This window comes from Rhizobium sp. CNPSo 3670 (assembly GCF_057784555.1).
The window spans coordinates 77377-93785 of sequence record NZ_JBXSOL010000024.1 but is presented as its reverse complement, the minus strand read 5'-3'; the positions used below and the strand labels follow the sequence as shown (position 1 = coordinate 93785).

Genomic DNA, 16409 nt, shown 5'->3' with positions numbered 1-16409 from the left:
GACGGGTGAAGTTTCCGATCTTGCGTTCACCGGCGGCGAAACCAATCCGGCGCATGAAGATGTCAACGCGCTAGCCTCGGGCGCAGGAAATCAGCTTCGAACGACAGGTGCATAACGCGTGCTGCCCCGGTCCGCGCAAATAAGAGCGACCATATAGGCGAAGATCGGATCCAGCGCTTTTTGGTTGAACATGATACCGAAGCTGCCGGTTATAATGTAGCTGCTGGTCAGCAGGAGAGCGAGCGCTATGGCTAGATCCCGGCCAGGGCCAGGTTCCTTTTTCCACGCACCGATCACGGGTGTCAGGAGCAGCAATGAAAGCGCTGCGATGCCGACAAGGCCGGCGTCGATTCCCGCTGTGAGAAAGCCGTTATGGACATGTGAATAGGGCAGTTGCGGCCTTAGGCCCTCAGGGACTTCTGCCAGGACAGCAGCCATCCGGTTTTGCGGGCCATAGCCGGTGAACGGATCCTTGGTGATTGCCGATAGGGCGCCCTTGTAGAGAGCAACCCGCGCGCTCAGCGAGGTGATATCGCCATTGGTGCTTTCGAGCGATGACAGATTGTCCTGGAGCTCACGGACGCGATAGACAACCTGGTCGCTGCCCAAGGCGAGAAGTCCCAGCAACAGTACCGAGCCGGTGATGGCGAGGCTGCGCAGACTGACATGAAATCGGTTCTTGGGAAAATACCAGAGGAAGATGACCAGCTGGACGGGGATGACCAGCCAGGCCGAGCGCGTTCCGGAAAGCAACGCGCAGCCCAGACCCGCGGCATATCCCAATATCGCGATCTTTTGCTCCATGCTTTTGGGAGATTGAAGATTGAGTAGCGCGACGCCGCCGAAAAGCACGCCGATAACGCCCAGCAGCGCCGCGTTCGAGGTTCCCGCCTCCGCCCTGGGCATCAGGAATAGGACCTGAAGCAGACTGAAGAGAAAAGTAACGATCATGCCGAGACCCGCGCCGAGGATAAAGAGGGGCACAAGGCGGCCATCGGGAGATTGACGCATGCGCGGCAAGATCAGCCAGATCGAAAAGAACGGCAGGAGCCGGAAAATCCAATCCAGTTCTTCCGAGAAAGGCGGATTGACGAATATGCTGATGACCATCACCACCGGGTAAATCGTCATGCAAATGGCAACCACTCGGTCGGACTTCGACAGGTTCAAAGGAAAGCGGGCTCTTGCCAGGCAATAGAGACCCGATAGCATCGACCCGAGTAGGATGAAGGAGTTGAAGTTAGGTGAAAGCCCGGGCAAGATTGCAAAGAGAAAGACCGCGATGCCATTGGTTCGATCAAGCGCGCTTCCAGACCCGTTCCCGGGATGAAGCACCGCAATCACGAGTTGCCTGAAATAATTCACTTTGATAGCCCTGACGTGTCGCTTTCCAGCCTCGCTAAGGACCGTTGTCACCGCTGTCAAGCCGCGAAGGCAGGACGAACCTGCGCTTTTTTCACTGTCGCATTCCGGCAACAGCAGATTCGGATGCTCGTTGCTCCTGCTCGACGACGGTCGCAACAGGCTGCAACAGCAAAGCTGTTCCGAACAGAAAACACGTTTGAGGTGCGAGTCTATTGAGAAGCTTTGTCATCTGGCGGCGCATTCCCGCTATCCGCGAACGTCTCTGTTGGTCGCGGGCCGAGTGATCTGGCGCCCACCCCGAGACCGACTTTGCCGCGCCCCGTGCGAGCGCTTTGCCTCGAAATTCCCGAGCATTGTCGAGATGCATGACGGTGGGCAGGCGCGGACAATCAGCCAGCGCTTAGCGACAACTGTGACCCCGCCGTTAACCTGAAACTTGAACAGCCCGTCAATGATGTAGAGCGCCTCGTCTTAGTCATGCCTATGAAGAGGACATTGAAACCTCCCTGAGCGGATGTTCGATCATAAAAACAGACGCAACGCTTTCGGCACTCGACAGGCGAGGCGGGCAAATGCGTTCATGAACCGTCGGTCGTTGTCTGACGTCTCGTCTCCTCTCATCACGAGCCTTCGACGCCGTTTCAAACAACGAAGAATGTCCACGCCGCTCACAGTGAATGCAAGCGGCGTGGACTGCTTATCATCAAACAATGGGTGCACCGACTAGGTCAATCGCGTGGGCGCTGCAGATTCCTGCTAGGGCTTGCTGCTGCTCAATTGTCGGAGGCAGCTGCTCCGGCAGTGCTTCTTCCTGCGCAAGGCGGGACGCCGCGCGGACCATGTTTTCGAAGGGGCCGTTCGTAATCGTCAGGCAACGGCCGTAATCCGACAGCACGCGGAAGCCATGCACGCTGTTTCTCGGAAGATGGATCGTGTCGCCGACGTCGGCCTCGATGACCTCACCGTCACGCTGAAAGCGGAACTGCCCCTCGAGGATGACGAAGGTCTCGCTTTCCTGGTGGTGGATATGCAACGGAGGAGCAAAGTCCTTTGCCATGCGATGCTCGATTATGGACAGGCCTTCCGCATTGTCCGCCTGCCTCAAGCGCACGAGGAGATGGGCGGTCATGAACCAGAGGCTATCAGTATTCGCGGTCATCGTATTTTCCTTTTGATGAATTGCTTGCTTGCGAGAGTGTTTCAGTTGATTGCCGATTGCACGGCAGGTCGGAAGGAGACGCCGAATTCAGCGGCGATCGCCGATACGTCAGCAGTTTTCGATGAAGGGGTTTTCGCCAGGGCGGGATAGAAATTTTCAAAGCCGCCAGGTGTGACGACGACCAACAGCCTGCCCGTCGAGTTTCCGACGTTGCGGATTTGGTGGGGAACATTGCGAGGTGGCGCGATGCAGCCGCCTTGATCCAGTTCGACATATTCGTCGGCGCACCAGAAGCCGAATTTGCCTTTGAGCACGTGAAGAAACTCGTCTTCCAGCGCGTGGATGTGTCTCGGCTGCCCTTCATCGCGGGGAACGATCATCTCCATCACGGCCAGAGCGCCGTTTGTGTCAGCCGAGGGTATCCTCATCCGGTTTAACCCGGCGATCACCTCGACTGTGCCTCGCGCGGGCGGTGAGATCGCGGCATGCATAAATTTCGTCATTTGTCGCCCCATGCTCTGATTACGTTGAGGGCGGATTTACCGAAATTCGCGCAAATGATAAGACTGATAATCGCGCAGCATTATTTGGAAAATTCAGCATGAAGTCCCTAGATCCGTTGGAGGGCATCGCAGCCTTCCTGACTGTCGGAAAACACCTCAGCTTCACGAAGGCGGCAGAAGAGCTCCGCATGTCGCGGGCGACGGTAGGTACCCAAGTGCAGGCATTGGAGGCAAAGCTCGGGGTGAGGCTGCTGCATCGTTCAACACGCAGCGTGGTGCTGACGGAGCCCGGCGTCGCGTACTATCAGTCGCTTACGGGCATTCTCCCGCAGATCAAAGAGGCGGAGCGCGCCGCGCTCAGCTATCAGCACGAAGTCGTCGGTCGCCTGAAAGTCACTGTGCCGCCGGAATTCGCACAATTGCATATGGCCCCGATCATCGCTGAATTCCTGAAGCAGAATCCCGCCGTTTCGATCGACATCACGTTTTCGCATCGCGCCGTCAATCTGATCGAGGAGGGATACGATCTGGCGATCCGGGGCACGATTGTTGTTGAGGCCAATCTCATCACAAGACACATCGGGGATTCGCCGATGATAATATGCGCTTCACCGGATTATCTGGAGAGATATTCGAGGCCATCGGAGCCGATGGACCTGGCGAACCATTCGTGCCTGCATTTCTCAGGGCTTCGCTGGGGCAATGTCTGGATGTTCAGCAAGGGGGAGCAGAGCGCGCGCGTGCCGATCGTTCCGCGCTATCTCGCCAATGATGGTCTCAGTCTCAGGGACGTTGCGGTAGCGGGAGCTGGCGTCACGCTTCTGCCGATGTTTGAAATCGCGCAGGAGATTCGCGAGGGCCGCCTAGTACGTGTCCTCGACGACTGGACGATCGGCTCGGTTCCGATCCATGCCGTTTATCCTGCCAACAAGAACATCGCGTCCAAGGTCAGGAGGTTCACCGACTTCTTGGTGAAGAGACTTCCTAAGGATGCCATAGCCTGAATTTCGCCCAGATTACCATCGCGTTCCCAATATCTGACCCAAACATCAACACCGTGGCGATCGAGCCCACATTGGGCAGTGTAGGCCCGACTGCGGATTATCCGCGTTCCTTGAAAGCCCCCAGCCTCCGAGCGCTGAAAGAGGTCGAGCAAAATTTTCGAACGATTGTCGAGAGCGAAGTGACGGCCGCACTCACACGAATGATGTCATGACCGCTTCTGGCGCATTCCGGTCAATCCGAACGATTCGACTGATCCTTGCAGGTAAGAACTGCGTCACTATAAGGACGTCGATTCCGCTTAATCAAGCTGATCGACAGCCTTCAAGTCCAGGATCTGATCTCTCGCCATTCCAACCGAATTGTCCGGCCGTTATAGGACAGCGACGCGCCAGTCGCGCAGCCACTTTTGGTACCTGGAGCTATCGCCAATATGGACGCGGCGCGCTTTCCACCGATGACCGGCCGAGGAGATAGCCGAATCCGAATGCGAGAATACCAATGGTGAGCAACGCGCTTGCGGTGTGCGGGTGGTTTCTAGCCCCGGCCGTGACTGCATAGACCTCACGTTTCACCCCGCTGGCCGCCGATTGGGCAACCTTGGCCAGTCCTTCCGGCGGCTCGACGGGTGTGCCGGTAAATCCGGCGTCCAAGTCTTTTTTATCGACCATATCGGGAGACCTTTCCTGCATTGAAGACAGCAATTTAATCCTGCTCGCGTGTGCCGGGTGAGGCTTCGCGTTGGTCCGCGTCTTCGAGATCCGTCTTGACCAGGAAGGCATCGCTATGTTCGCGTGCGGCCTCTCGCAGCGCTTCGAGCTTGGGAGGATTGTCGGAATCGCCATATTGCGCATCGAGCTCATGCTCGGCGCGAATCCAGTGATCCCGATGCCTGCCCTCCGGCCTGCCTTCCTTCTCCCACAGCGCATGTGCTCTTTTCCGGATCTCCTCCTCGCGAAGCACCGCCGGGCCGGTTTCGTGTGTGGCTTGCCGCGCCATCTTCCCTTTCCGCGCACTGGCAAGGGAAGATTTCTTCAGCCGCGTGTCGTCGGTCGTGTCTTCATTTTTTGTGCGTCGTACCGGGTTCTTCATCGGCGCCTCCTTGATTGGTTCTCAACCAATTCGGCTGATCTAAGTTCCAACCAACAGTCTCGACCAGCACGCATGGTCAAACGACCCTCAACCTCCAAATGTAATCCATTCCTTCGCAGGCCTTGGCAGGGTGCCGCAGCTGATATACTAGTATGCCAGAACACGATCACTGGTCTCGATTATGCGGCAGTCCTCGGAAGCCCAAGCGCTTGCGGTTTCGATTTCCCAGGAAGTCGGCCCGAAGTTGCGCCGCGTCACCACGGCCGGTGCCATCTACGAACGTCTCTATGCCGACATCGTCTCGCTCAGGATGCCGCCTGGCCTGTTGCTGCAGGAAAAGCGGATCGCCGAGGATTTCGGGGTGAGCCGCACGCCGGTGCGCGAGGCACTGCTCAGGCTCTCCGAAGGCGGGCTGGTCGACATCTATCCGCAGTCAGGTACAGTCGTGTCGCGTGTGCCGGTAGCGTCGATCCCCGAGGCGGTGGTCGTGCGCAAAGCGCTCGAAGGTACGACCGTCGAGACTGCGGCCGAAACCGCCAGCGCTGCCGATATTGCCCATCTGGATGCGATCATCTCCCGGCAGCGGTCGCATGCCGCGGCCGGCAACGACTCGAACTTCCATGAGGAGGACGAGGCCTTTCATGAGGCGATCGCTGAGATAGCAGGTTATCCCGGCATCTGGGCAATTCTGAAGACGGTCAAGGTGCAGCTCGACCGGGCGCGGCGGCTGGCGCTGCCAGCGCTTGGGCGCATGGACAATGTGGTCTGCGAACACATCGTCATTCGCGACGCGCTCGCCGCCCATGATGCTGCGGCTGCGCGCGGCGCGATGATCCATCACTTGAGCGCCGTCATTCCCGATGTCGATGAGCTGCGCTCGCGTTACCCCGATTATTTCTGCTGACGGCAGGATCACCACGAAAACGAAGAGGCGAGGGAAGGAAGAAGGATGCGACAGGGTTGGAGATGGTTCGGACCGGAAGCGCCGGTGACGCTGGATGATGTCCGTCAGACTGGCGCGACCAATATCGTCTCGTCGCTCCATCAAGTGCCGATCGGCAGGGCCTGGACGGAAAGGGAAGTGCGCGAACGCCAGTCTCTGATCGAGACGACGCCGGCGGACCGCTCGTCGCTCGTCTGGTCGGTCGTCGAAAGCATTCCGATCCCCGACGCAGTCAAGCGCAGAGGCGGGGAGGCGAAGGCTGAAATCGAGGCGTGGATCGCCAGCCTCGAAGCGGTCGCCGCCTGCGGCATTCCGATCGTCTGCTATAATTTTATGCCTGTCGTGGACTGGACTCGCACCGACCTCGATTTCGTGACGCCGACAGGGGCCACCGCCATGCGGTTCGATCATGAGCGTTTTGCAGCCTTCGACCTCTTTATTCTGGAACGGCCGGGTGCGGCCCAGCAATATTCCGATGAGGATCGCGAACGGGCGCGTGTCGTCTATGAGGCCATGTCGGAGGAGGAGGTCGCCGACCTCACCCGCATTATCGCCTCGGCTCTTCCCGGCTCGACGACCGAGCCCCTTACCATTCCGGCCTTCCGGGAAAAGCTTGTCGCCTATAGCGGCATCGATGCCGCAAGACTGCGCCGGCACCTGATCGAATTCCTCGAAGCCGTGACGCCGGCGGCCGAAGCACGCGGCGTCAAGCTGACGCTGCATCCCGACGATCCGCCGCGCTCGCTCTTCGGCCTGCCGCGCATCGCCTCGACGGCCGATGATTATGCCGCTCTCTTCGATGCAGTGCCGTCGGCGGCGAACGGTATGTGTTATTGCACCGGCAGCCTTGGCGTGCGCGCCGACAACGACCTGCCGGCGATCGCCCGGCGGTTCGCTTCGCGCATCCACTTCGCGCATCTGCGTGCAACGACGCGTGAAGGCGACGGTCGGACGTTCCACGAAAGCGCGCATCTGGAAGGTGATGTCGACATGGTCGCGGTTCTCCGCGAACTGGTTGCAGAAGACCGCCGCCGCGCTCCCGAAGACACCATCGTCTTCCGCTCGGACCATGGCCACCGCATGCTTGACGATCTCGACAAAACGGTCACGCCCGGCTACCCCGCTATTGGCCGCATGCGCGGCCTTGCCGAGCTTCGCGGCATCCTGCATGCGCTGGACGCCCCGCCGACCTGAGGGGATTGGCGTCGCCTGGCACAGAAAATCATTGCGCTCTGGAGCCCGAGCGACACTTCAGAGCGCGCAACCCTTCAGGAACAGATCCGTGCACATCTTCGCCCTCGCGGCGATCTCTTCGATCCCCGGCGGCTGTTGCTGGCGCAGCATCGCGGCGCGCTGCGGCTCCATGATCATCATCCCACGGAGCATCCCGCAGGCGGCATGTGGATCGTCGAGTGCGATCAGTCCGCGATCGATCTGTCTGCGCAGCCAGTCTTCCATCAGCGCGTTGGTCCTGACGATCGCTTTCTCATAGAAGGTCGTGGCGATCTCGGGAAAGCGGTCGGACTCGCTGATGACGAGACGAGTCACGGTGATCGTGTCCAGCGAGAGCGTCAGCATGCCATAGGCCGTCAGCATGCGCTCTAATCCTTGCCTGAGGTCCAATACCGCGAGAGTTCCGGGATCGAGCGACATGAGGAAGCGCCCCGTCCGCTCGATGATCATCTCGGAAAACAGATCCGCCTTGGTCGGAAACAGCCGGTAGAGCGTCTTGGTCGAGACACCAGCCCCTTGCGCGATCGCGGCGATGCTTGCCGCGGCATAACCATTCTCGTGGAACTGCCGGTTAGCCGCCTCGATGATCACGCTTCTTGTATCGTCGTCGCAGCGGACTTGCGGTCGTCCTCGCGGTCTCTTCTCGATTTCGTGATTTTGGACCATGACTATTTTCCAAATTCTTGTTGACACCGATTTTATAGAGCATATTTTGGAAAACAACAAGTTTCCAAAAGTGGAACTGACGTGAATTTAGAGGCCGCAGCCGGTAGCGACAGCGACCAGTAATAGGAGAAAGGCAATGTCCATTAGTACGCTGCAGGCCCTGAACAACAACGCGCCTGTCACCGAAACCACGGCGGAGGCCGCGCCGGCAACCCTTGATGCCGGCAACACGCCACGCATCGTCGAAGCTGCCCCCGTTTCGCAGCCTCCCGCCCGCAAGCGCCGTGGCCGCGGACTGTTGCTGGGCGCGACAGCCATCGCCCTGATCGCCGCCGCCAGCTATTACGGCCATAGTTACTGGACCGTCGGCCGCTTCGAGATCTCCACCGACGACGCCTATGTGAAGGCCGACAATACGACCGTCGCGCCAAAGATTTCGGGCTACATTGAGGAAGTGCTCGTCGGCGACAACCAGGTGGTCAGGGCGGGTCAGCCGCTCGCACGCATCGATGATCGCGATTTCCGTGCCGCTCTCGATCAGGCCAAGGCCGATGTCGCCGCTGCCGAAGCGACGCTCAATGCCAAGCAGGCCTCGCTCGATATTCAGCAGTCGACGATTGCCGCGGCCCGCGCCACGGTCGAGGTCGACAAGGCGAACGAAACCTTCGCGGAACAGAACAACAAGCGTTACGCCAATCTCGCCACCAGCGGTTATGCGCCGGTTCAGACGGCGCAGCAGGCCGCTTCCGCCATCGCCGCCGCCCAGGCGACCATTGTACGCGATAATGCTGCGCTGGATGCCGCCGTCAAGCAGGTCGACCTTCTCAATGCCGAACTCGGCCAGGCGAAGGCGACGCTCGCCCATGACCGGGCCGTCCAGCATCAGGCTGAACTGAACCTCTCCTATGCAACGATTACCGCCCCTGTCGACGGCACCGTCGGCAACAGGACGCTGCGGGTCGGCCAGTATGTGCAGGCGGGCACCCAGCTGATGTCGGTTGTACCCACGAGCGCGGTCTACGTGATCGCCAACTACAAGGAAACGCAGCTGACCGATGTTCGCGCCGGCCAGCCGGTGGATATCGAGGTCGATACTTTCCCAGGCCGCATCTATCGGGGCCATGTCGATAGCCTTGCTCCGGCAAGCGGCCAGGAATTCGCGCTTCTTCCTCCCGACAACGCGACCGGCAACTTCACCAAGGTCGTTCAGCGCATTCCGGTCAAGATCGTGCTGGACGGCGAAGCCGCCAATGGCGACCTGCGACCCGGCATGTCCGTTCAGCCGAGCATCGACACCAAGGCCGATGCCGACCGCAGTTAGGCGCGGGGATTGGGAGATCGTGTCATGTCCACCATCGCAGCAACAGCCGCCCCCATATCGCAGCCGGGCGCCGGCACCAAGGAATGGATCGCCGTTCTCGCCGGCATGATCGGCGCCTTCATGGCGATCCTCAACATCCAGATCACCAATGCCTCCCTCCTCGATATCGAGGGTGGCATCGGAACGGGCGTCGACAACGGCGCCTGGATATCGACCTCCTACCTGATCGGGGAGATCGTCGTCATTCCGCTGACGGCTTATTTCAGCAATGTCTTCTCGTTCCGCCGCTATATCCTCGTCAATTCCATTCTCTTTCCGCTATTTTCGATGGCTTGTGCCTTCGCGCATGATCTCGGCACGATGATCCTGCTGCGCGGCCTGCAGGGCTTTGCCGGTGGCGTACTGATCCCCATGGCCTTCACCATGGTGCTAACCAAACTGCCGAAGACCCAGCAGCCGCTGGGGCTCGCGATCTTCGCGCTGTCGGTCACTTTCGCCCCGGCCATCGGCCCGACGATCGGCGGCTACCTGACGGAGAATTATGGCTGGCAGACGATCTTCTTCATCAACACGATCCCGAGCCTCATTATGGCGGCCGCTCTCGCCCTGACGCTAGAAAAGCAGCCGATGCAGCTCCACCTTCTGAGGGAAGGCGACTGGGCCGGCATCTTTACCATGGCGGTCGGCCTCTCGGCGCTGCAGACCGTGCTGGAGGAAGGCAACAAGGAAGACTGGTTCTCCTCGCCCTTCATCGTCAAGCTCAGCCTTGTCGCCTTCGTCTTTCTCGCCGCCTTTATCTGGATCGAGCTGACGGTCAAGAAGCCGCTGGTCAAGCTGCGGCTGCTCACTCAGCGCAATTTCGGCATCGGCGTGCTGGTCAACGTCCTGGTCGGCGTCGCGCTCTTTGGCACAGTCTATATCCTGCCGCAATATCTCGGTCAGGTGCAGCGTTATAATGCCGAGCAGATCGGCAACGTGCTCGCCTGGACCGGCCTGCCGCAGCTGTTGCTTATTCCGCTGGTGCCAGTTCTCATGAAGCGTTTCGACGCCCGCTATATCGGCTTCCTCGGTATCTCGATCTTCGCGATCAGCTGCTTCATGAACATCATGCTTTCGGCCGACAATGCCGGCGACCAGTTCTGGATCCCGAATATTGTCCGTGCCGTTGGCCAGGCCCTGGTGCTGACCCCGATCACAGCAATTACGACGGCCGGCATTGCTCCATCAGATGCCGCCGCCGCCTCTGGCCTGACCAACATGCTGCGCAATCTTGGCGGCGCGGTCGGCACCGCCTCTCTCGGCACCATCCTGACGAAGCGCGAACAGTTCCATTCCAATATCATCGGTCAGTCGATTACGCTGAGCCGTGACGAAGTTCGCGATCGCCTGGGCAAGCTTTCCGGCTACTTCATCCAGCATGGCGTCACCGATCCGGCTGTCGCATCGCAAAAGGCGGTCGTTGCGATTGGCCAGATCGTCAAGCGCCAGGCATTGATCTTGGGCTTCAGCGATACTTTCGCTGTCATCGGCGTGGTGCTTGCAGTGGCGGCATTTGCCCTGCTCCTCACCAAAAAGCCTCAGGCCGGCGGCGGTGCGGGCGCCCATTGAAACCCGGACACCGCAGGAAGATCCTCCGTAGGGAAAGCCCTCCTTGCCGTCATGCGAAGGGGGCTTCACACGTGAACGCTAATGGCCGATTTCGACCGTGAAGGCGAAACGCGCAACAGCGCCCGGTGCAAGCAGCGTCGTCGAGGGCCGTTCCGAGAGTTCGCTCGAAGCTCCGGCCTGCGCAGCCGTCCCGTGCCATGGCTCGACGCAGAGGAAGGGCGCGCCCGGCTTGGTCCAGAGAGCGAGGTTGGGCAGGTTTTCGAAACCGAAGCGCAGGCTCGGCCCGTCCTCGGCACCGTAGCGCAGCCCTTCTCCCGCCCCTACAGGGAAGATCATCGCATCCTGCTCGAACATCGCATGATCCAGCACCAGCCGGCCTTTGTCGAAGGGTGAGGGCAATGGCGTTGGATTTATAAGGCCGCCCGCCAGCCGCACGAGTTTAGGCTCGCCCTGATTGTCGAGCGTGATGATGTGGGCGCGTCCGGTAGCGCCGGGCAGCGGCCAGGCGAAGGCGGAGTGGAATCCAAGCCCGAAGGGCATCGTCTTCCGGTCGCGGTTGGTCACCTCGGCGCTGACGGTCAGCGCCCGGCCTTCTACCGCATGCTCCACGGCCAACAGGAATTCGAACGGATAGACCGCCCGGGTACTCTCCGAGGCGGCAAGCTCGTACCGGCACATCGTTGCCGCGGATGCCGCGAGGGTAAACTCGCTGCGGCGGGCAAAACCATGCTGGGCCATCGGATAGATCGTGCCGTCGATTGCGATCTTGTCGTCCGGAGCCTTGCCGACGATCGGAAACAGGATCGGCGAACGCCCGGCCCAGAAGGCGGCGTCGCCCGTCCATAGCCAGGAGCGTCCGTCGCTTGATTTAAGCGCCTGCATCTCGGCGCCGAGGGAGGAGACATCGACGGTGAGGTCCTGATTGCCGATCCGGATTGAGGCTGGCATCGCAATTCCCTTTCGTAGGTTGGTACCAAGTCATCTCATTTCCGCACCGTGAGTTTCTACTCAATCGGTGAGGTTGGTAATCACACGCCAGCTGCTGCTCATTCGTTACTTCCGTATCGCGCCCAACCTTGCGATCACTTCGTTCGGAATTCCATAGCGCTGAATGGCGTCGCGGTTGTTTCTCATTCCGCAGATTTCACGCTGGATGAAGAATGCCCAGACCGCATCGGAGGCGTCATTGAGAAGCTTCTCGCGTTCCTGCGCGCTTTGGCGTTCGCCGGTCCAGGCTTTCAGGGCGGCGAGGGCCGCCTCCACCTTCAGCCCGTGACGCCCGAGTGAATCGGCGCGCTCCGACATCAGCTCGTATTCGAGGACGTTGAGGCCGTTCCTATCCTCCTGGGATTGTCTGAAAGATTGCGGCGGCCGAACGCTCATGGGCACGGATTCCTTATCAGCGCAGGCGACAACCTTATCCAATCCGGTCTTCGAGATCGAGAGGGCAGGGGAATGGACCTTTCCCGCCAATTCCGCGCGTGGTAAGGCGCCGTAACTTTCTTTCAGGCCCATAGCAGACCATGATTCGTATCGAGAATATCAGCAAGCAGCTCAGCCACCGGATCCTCTTTATCGAGGCGTCGGCCGCTCTCAACAAAGGCGAGAAGATCGGCCTCGTCGGCCCGAACGGCGCCGGCAAGACGACGATCTTCCGGATGATCAACGGCGAAGAGCAGCCCGACGAGGGCCAGGTCTCCTGCGAGAAGGGCGTCACGATCGGCTATTTCAACCAGGACGTCGGCGAAATGGCGGGCCACAGTGCCGTCGCCGAGGTGATGAACGGCGCCGGGCCGGTCAGCGTCGTTGCCGCCGAACTGCGGGAGTTGGAGGCGGCCATGGTCGACCCCGAGAGAGCCGGCGACATGGAGGAGATCATCGAGCGCTACGGCGAGGTGCAGGCGCGTTACGAGGAGTTGGACGGTTATGCGCTCGACGGCCGAGCCCGCGAAGTGCTTGCGGGCCTGAGCTTCAGCCAGGAGATGATGGACGGCGATGTCGGTGCGCTGTCGGGCGGCTGGAAGATGCGTGTGGCGCTTGCCCGCATCCTGCTGATGCGCCCTGATGTCATGCTGCTCGACGAACCGAGCAACCATCTCGATCTCGAAAGCCTGATATGGCTCGAAGAGTTCCTGAAGGGCTATGAGGGTGCGCTGCTGATGACTTCGCACGACCGCGAGTTCATGAACCGCATCGTCAACAAGATCCTCGAGATCGATGCCGGCTCGCTGACCTCTTATTCCGGCGACTATGAATTTTACGAGCAGCAGCGGGCGCAGAACGAAAAGCAGCAGCAGGCCCAGTTCGAGCGCCAGCAGGCGATGCTCGCCAAGGAGATCAAGTTCATCGAGCGGTTCAAGGCGCGCGCTTCGCATGCTTCGCAGGTGCAGAGTCGGGTGAAGAAGCTGGAGAAGATCGACCGGGTGGAGCCGCCCAAGCGCCGCCAGTCGGTCGCGTTCGAATTCCAGCCAGCGCCGCGCTCCGGCGAGGACGTGATCAGCTTGAAGAACGTCCATAAGAAATATGGCAGCCGAAGCATCTATGAGGGGCTGGATTTCATGGTGCGGCGGCGGGAACGCTGGTGCATCATGGGCATCAACGGCGCCGGCAAATCGACATTGCTGAAGCTGGTGACGGGCACCACAACGCCCGACGAAGGCAGCGTCGCTCTCGGCGCCAGCGTCAAGTTGGGTTATTTCGCCCAGCATGCGATGGATATTCTCGATGGCGAACGCACGATCTTCCAATCGCTGGAAGATCGGTTTCCCCAGGCCGGGCAGGGGCCTTTGCGGGCGCTCGCCGGATGTTTCGGCTTTTCCGGCGACGATGTCGAGAAAAGGTGCCGGGTGCTGTCTGGCGGCGAGAAGGCCCGATTGGTCATGGCGATGATGCTGTTCGACCCGCCGAACCTGCTCGTGCTCGACGAACCGACCAACCATCTCGACCTCGACACCAAGGAAATGCTGATCAAGGCGCTGTCGCAATATGAGGGCACCATGCTGTTCGTATCCCACGACCGGCATTTCCTGGCAGCGCTCTCTAACCGGGTGCTGGAGCTGACGCCGGAGGGCATCCACCAATATGGCGGCGGCTATACGGAATATGTAGCGCGTACCGGCCACGAGGCGCCCGGACTTCGGAGCTGAACGGCTATTTTTCCGCCGGCTGTGAGGGCCGTTCATGTGAGCGAAGAATAGCGCCGGCCGATATTGCCGGCTCTCTGCCACGATGATGACCAATTTCCGTGGTGTTCGGGCCTTCTTAAAACAATCGGGGCGGGCACATCAGCATGGACTGGATCAATCGTCATATCGATCAGCCGTTATTGAACGGCGCGGCAGGCTTGCTGCGGCAGTGGCACATCCGTACGCGGCAGTCGCCGGAGCTGCTGGAGCCGACCTGGAATCTTGTCGTGCTATTCTTTCTCCTGATTGCCAGCGGACAGGTTATGACAGGCAAGCCTTTCGCGCTCAGCATCGCCGCGCTGATCATGCTGGCCCTGCCTTCAGCCAAAAAATTGCTTTCGGCGGTCAAGGCAGGCGGAAGCGCCTATGGCGCCCGGGAATACAAGTCCTCGAGGGCGCGGGCCGTCGCCAAACGGGAGGCGGAATGGTCGGTGCGGATCATCGTGCTGTTTTCATCCGCCTGCCTTCCCTTCATCGCCCGCATCGATGATCCGGTGGGCGCCTGTTTCATGCTGGGGGCAAGTGTCTGGTTCGTGCTGACCGGGCCGCTCAAGACGTATCTCGATGCGGCCGAACCTCCCGAACCGACTGAAGGCGACCGGATGTACAGCGGCGTCTTTCATTTCGGCTGAACGACGCCGATGCGACGTTCCATCTGCCAGCCATGAGGGTGAGGGAACCAAACCGGGCGGTCGCCGTTATCTCCGCAGCAACGTAAAAGGAGATTGCGATGCTTTACTACGCTCTGGTGTTTCTCGTTGTGGCCTTGATTGCCGGTGTCCTCGGATTTGGCGGCATCGCAGGGGCTTCAGCTTCCATTGCCCAGGTTCTGTTCTTCATTTTCCTGGTGTTGTTCGTCGTCTCGCTTGTCATGCGTTTCATGCGCAGAGTATAGTGAAGATTGATCAAGTATAAAGCCCGGTGATAATTATCACCGGGTTTTGCTTTTGTTGCCGGCCCTCACCGGCCGGCGGAAACTCGCTTCGAGCGAATGTGCTTTTTGTGCAACCATCCCTAACAAGATCGTGAAAGGCCGCATGCAAGTCGCATATGCCTTCGAAATGTCCCAATGGGGCTGAACCGTGGGGCTGTCGCTTGCGCCCTCCACGCGCTTTGACACGCGATGCGAAAACGGCGCGGTCCGGGATTGCTCTGCGGTCCCCTGCGATATCCGGTGCCGCCAGCCGGGTGTTCCCGTCACGATTTGAGAAGGAGAGACTTATGAAAAAAACTCTTGCGACGGCGTTTGCCGCGGTATCGTTGACGTTTGTCGGAGCGGGGGCGGCCAATGCAGCCGACCCCGTCACCAGAACCTATGAAGAGCCGGACCTGCGCAATGGCGTGAAGATCGGTTATCTCACTTGCGATATCGGCGGTGGCACGGGATATGTGCTCGGTTCGTCCAAGGAAGCCGACTGTGTCTTTCAGTCAATTGTCGGCAATGAGCTTTTCGATCACTACACCGGCGAAATTCGAAAGCTTGGCATCGATCTCGGCTTCACCACGCGCAGTCGTCTGATCTGGGCGGTGTTTGCGCCAACGGCTGGTTATCATCGCGGGTCGCTCGCCGGACTTTATGTCGGTGCCAGCGCTGAGGCGACGGTTGGTGCCGGCGTCGGCGCCAACCTCCTGGTCGGTGGCACCTCCGGTTCAATCCATCTGCAGACGGTTAGCCTGACCGGCCAGTTGGGCCTGAATGTTGCGGCCGGCAGCGCGTCGATGACACTGACCCCGTCGGATTGACGGTTTTGTCGCCCCTGCCGCGACGCAGCGGGGGCGTCACGCGATTATTGGATTGGGCTTGCTGGCGACGAAACGATGGATATCCGAGTTGCTACGCCCGACGAGGATGGGATCCTGGTCGGGCACTATCTGAAAATCTGGGACAGCTATGGCACGCCGCCCGAACATTACAGGCCGGATGCGGTGGCGCGGATATTGTCGTTCTTGAGAAGCGGTCGCGAGGAGCGGCGCCTTGCCTCGTTCCTGGCCATTGTGGACGACGAAATCGCTGGTTCCGTATCTTGCCAGCTGCACCAATCGCCGTTTCCGGAAGTCATTCGGCCGGAACAGCGGTTGCACGGTTACATCTGGTCCGTCTATGTCGCCGAAGCCTTCCGTCGGCGCGGCATCGCTTTGGCGCTGACGAATAAGGCCGTCGATTATCTGAAATCCATCGGCTGCACGACTGCCGTCATTCATGCCTCGGATGTGGGGGAGCCGGTCTATCGGAATGCTGGCTTCGAACTGGCGAAGGAAATGCGGCTGAAGTTTCCTATGGAGTGAGCCGCGTAGCCGAAGCACCTACAGGCGGCTGAGGAATGTGCACGGC

The 16409-nt window shown here is 60.0% G+C and carries 17 protein-coding genes and 1 pseudogene; 10 read left to right on the top strand and 8 right to left on the bottom strand.

Translation table 11 applies throughout. From position 1 onward, the window contains the following. Nucleotides 1–90: 90 nt before the first annotated feature. The 3 genes from AC13QO_RS22765 to AC13QO_RS22755 form a co-directional block, all read right to left on the bottom strand. Nucleotides 91–1365, bottom strand: coding sequence for an O-antigen ligase family protein (locus AC13QO_RS22765; RefSeq protein ID WP_285192327.1), 1275 nt, complete (start codon nucleotides 1363–1365; stop codon nucleotides 91–93). A 703-nt stretch (nucleotides 1366–2068) separates the two neighbouring features. Then, nucleotides 2069–2524, bottom strand: coding sequence for a cupin domain-containing protein (locus tag AC13QO_RS22760; protein ID WP_085781409.1), 456 nt, complete (start codon nucleotides 2522–2524; stop codon nucleotides 2069–2071). Nucleotides 2525–2565: 41 nt separating this feature from the next. Next, complete coding sequence (locus tag AC13QO_RS22755; RefSeq protein WP_488541922.1) at nucleotides 2566–3015, bottom strand: cupin domain-containing protein; 450 nt, start codon at nucleotides 3013–3015, stop codon at nucleotides 2566–2568. A gap of 110 nt (nucleotides 3016–3125) precedes the next feature. Between AC13QO_RS22755 and AC13QO_RS22750 the strand changes: the two genes are divergently transcribed. After that, nucleotides 3126–4031 carry a LysR family transcriptional regulator gene (locus AC13QO_RS22750; protein WP_085781411.1) on the top strand — a complete coding sequence of 302 codons (906 nt, stop codon included), beginning with the start codon at nucleotides 3126–3128 and terminating at the stop codon, nucleotides 4029–4031. Between the two features lie 420 nt (nucleotides 4032–4451). On the opposite strand, the gene AC13QO_RS22745 is transcribed toward AC13QO_RS22750, so the two are convergent. Together AC13QO_RS22745 and AC13QO_RS22740 are read right to left on the bottom strand one after the other, a co-directional pair. Continuing rightward, complete coding sequence (locus tag AC13QO_RS22745) at nucleotides 4452–4700, bottom strand: hypothetical protein (RefSeq protein WP_488541921.1); 249 nt, start codon at nucleotides 4698–4700, stop codon at nucleotides 4452–4454. A 34-nt stretch (nucleotides 4701–4734) separates the two neighbouring features. Next, nucleotides 4735–5121 carry a DUF2934 domain-containing protein gene (locus AC13QO_RS22740; protein ID WP_488541920.1) on the bottom strand — a complete coding sequence of 129 codons (387 nt, stop codon included), beginning with the start codon at nucleotides 5119–5121 and terminating at the stop codon, nucleotides 4735–4737. Between the two features lie 181 nt (nucleotides 5122–5302). On the opposite strand from AC13QO_RS22740, the gene AC13QO_RS22735 reads away from it, so the two are divergent. Both AC13QO_RS22735 and uxuA read left to right on the top strand, forming a co-directional pair. Continuing rightward, on the top strand, nucleotides 5303–6025 hold the full coding sequence (locus tag AC13QO_RS22735; protein ID WP_488541919.1) for a GntR family transcriptional regulator: 723 nt from the start codon (nucleotides 5303–5305) through the stop codon (nucleotides 6023–6025). A 45-nt stretch (nucleotides 6026–6070) separates the two neighbouring features. Then, entirely contained in the window at nucleotides 6071–7258 is a 1188-nt protein-coding gene (gene uxuA / locus AC13QO_RS22730; RefSeq protein WP_488541918.1) for a mannonate dehydratase, read from the top strand. A 57-nt stretch (nucleotides 7259–7315) separates the two neighbouring features. Here uxuA and AC13QO_RS22725 read toward each other — a convergent pair whose 3' ends face one another. Continuing rightward, on the bottom strand, nucleotides 7316–7963 hold the full coding sequence (locus AC13QO_RS22725) for a TetR/AcrR family transcriptional regulator (RefSeq protein WP_097599755.1): 648 nt from the start codon (nucleotides 7961–7963) through the stop codon (nucleotides 7316–7318). 136 nt (nucleotides 7964–8099) lie between these two features. Here AC13QO_RS22725 and AC13QO_RS22720 point away from each other — a divergent pair, with 136 nt between their 5' ends. Both AC13QO_RS22720 and AC13QO_RS22715 read left to right on the top strand, forming a co-directional pair. Next, nucleotides 8100–9284, top strand: coding sequence for an HlyD family secretion protein (locus AC13QO_RS22720; protein ID WP_488541917.1), 1185 nt, complete (start codon nucleotides 8100–8102; stop codon nucleotides 9282–9284). Between the two features lie 24 nt (nucleotides 9285–9308). Beyond that, the gene (locus tag AC13QO_RS22715; protein ID WP_097599753.1) at nucleotides 9309–10892 is read left to right on the top strand and encodes a DHA2 family efflux MFS transporter permease subunit; all 1584 of its coding nucleotides are present in this window, start codon (nucleotides 9309–9311) and stop codon (nucleotides 10890–10892) included. Nucleotides 10893–10970: 78 nt separating this feature from the next. Here AC13QO_RS22715 and AC13QO_RS22710 read toward each other — a convergent pair whose 3' ends face one another. Both AC13QO_RS22710 and AC13QO_RS22705 read right to left on the bottom strand, forming a co-directional pair. Further along, the gene (locus tag AC13QO_RS22710) at nucleotides 10971–11840 is read right to left on the bottom strand and encodes an aldose 1-epimerase family protein (RefSeq protein ID WP_488541916.1); all 870 of its coding nucleotides are present in this window, start codon (nucleotides 11838–11840) and stop codon (nucleotides 10971–10973) included. A 105-nt stretch (nucleotides 11841–11945) separates the two neighbouring features. Continuing rightward, nucleotides 11946–12275, bottom strand: a complete 330-nt coding sequence (locus AC13QO_RS22705; protein ID WP_183704126.1) for a DUF6665 family protein — start codon at nucleotides 12273–12275, stop codon at nucleotides 11946–11948. A 140-nt stretch (nucleotides 12276–12415) separates the two neighbouring features. On the opposite strand from AC13QO_RS22705, the gene AC13QO_RS22700 reads away from it, so the two are divergent. The 5 genes and pseudogenes from AC13QO_RS22700 (at nucleotide 12416) to AC13QO_RS22680 (ending at nucleotide 16363) form a co-directional block, all read left to right on the top strand. Beyond that, nucleotides 12416–14038, top strand: coding sequence for an ABC-F family ATP-binding cassette domain-containing protein (locus tag AC13QO_RS22700; protein WP_085781419.1), 1623 nt, complete (start codon nucleotides 12416–12418; stop codon nucleotides 14036–14038). An 82-nt stretch (nucleotides 14039–14120) separates the two neighbouring features. Further along, nucleotides 14121–14709: pseudogene (locus AC13QO_RS22695) on the top strand (hypothetical protein). Between the two features lie 98 nt (nucleotides 14710–14807). Beyond that, complete coding sequence (locus tag AC13QO_RS22690; protein ID WP_003571841.1) at nucleotides 14808–14972, top strand: DUF1328 domain-containing protein; 165 nt, start codon at nucleotides 14808–14810, stop codon at nucleotides 14970–14972. Nucleotides 14973–15298: 326 nt separating this feature from the next. Further along, complete coding sequence (locus AC13QO_RS22685; protein WP_488541915.1) at nucleotides 15299–15820, top strand: DUF992 domain-containing protein; 522 nt, start codon at nucleotides 15299–15301, stop codon at nucleotides 15818–15820. 75 nt (nucleotides 15821–15895) lie between these two features. Next, nucleotides 15896–16363: a GNAT family N-acetyltransferase gene (locus AC13QO_RS22680; RefSeq protein ID WP_488541914.1), complete on the top strand. Its 468-nt coding sequence runs from the start codon at nucleotides 15896–15898 to the stop codon at nucleotides 16361–16363. Nucleotides 16364–16409: the final 46 nt, after the last annotated feature.

Coding starts and splice junctions, on each gene's coding strand:
- AC13QO_RS22760 (WP_085781409.1), bottom strand. CDS start 2,524: ATGACCGCGAATACTGATAGCCTCTGGTTCATGACCGCCCATCTCCTC.
- AC13QO_RS22750 (WP_085781411.1), top strand. CDS start 3,126: ATGAAGTCCCTAGATCCGTTGGAGGGCATCGCAGCCTTCCTGACTGTC.
- AC13QO_RS22740 (WP_488541920.1), bottom strand. CDS start 5,121: ATGAAGAACCCGGTACGACGCACAAAAAATGAAGACACGACCGACGAC.
- uxuA (WP_488541918.1), top strand. CDS start 6,071: ATGCGACAGGGTTGGAGATGGTTCGGACCGGAAGCGCCGGTGACGCTG.
- AC13QO_RS22690 (WP_003571841.1), top strand. CDS start 14,808: ATGCTTTACTACGCTCTGGTGTTTCTCGTTGTGGCCTTGATTGCCGGT.
- AC13QO_RS22745 (WP_488541921.1), bottom strand. CDS start 4,700: ATGGTCGATAAAAAAGACTTGGACGCCGGATTTACCGGCACACCCGTC.
- AC13QO_RS22705 (WP_183704126.1), bottom strand. CDS start 12,275: ATGAGCGTTCGGCCGCCGCAATCTTTCAGACAATCCCAGGAGGATAGG.
- AC13QO_RS22735 (WP_488541919.1), top strand. CDS start 5,303: ATGCGGCAGTCCTCGGAAGCCCAAGCGCTTGCGGTTTCGATTTCCCAG.
- AC13QO_RS22685 (WP_488541915.1), top strand. CDS start 15,299: ATGAAAAAAACTCTTGCGACGGCGTTTGCCGCGGTATCGTTGACGTTT.
- AC13QO_RS22755 (WP_488541922.1), bottom strand. CDS start 3,015: ATGCATGCCGCGATCTCACCGCCCGCGCGAGGCACAGTCGAGGTGATC.
- AC13QO_RS22700 (WP_085781419.1), top strand. CDS start 12,416: ATGATTCGTATCGAGAATATCAGCAAGCAGCTCAGCCACCGGATCCTC.
- AC13QO_RS22680 (WP_488541914.1), top strand. CDS start 15,896: ATGGATATCCGAGTTGCTACGCCCGACGAGGATGGGATCCTGGTCGGG.
- AC13QO_RS22725 (WP_097599755.1), bottom strand. CDS start 7,963: ATGGTCCAAAATCACGAAATCGAGAAGAGACCGCGAGGACGACCGCAA.
- AC13QO_RS22710 (WP_488541916.1), bottom strand. CDS start 11,840: ATGCCAGCCTCAATCCGGATCGGCAATCAGGACCTCACCGTCGATGTC.
- AC13QO_RS22715 (WP_097599753.1), top strand. CDS start 9,309: ATGTCCACCATCGCAGCAACAGCCGCCCCCATATCGCAGCCGGGCGCC.
- AC13QO_RS22720 (WP_488541917.1), top strand. CDS start 8,100: ATGTCCATTAGTACGCTGCAGGCCCTGAACAACAACGCGCCTGTCACC.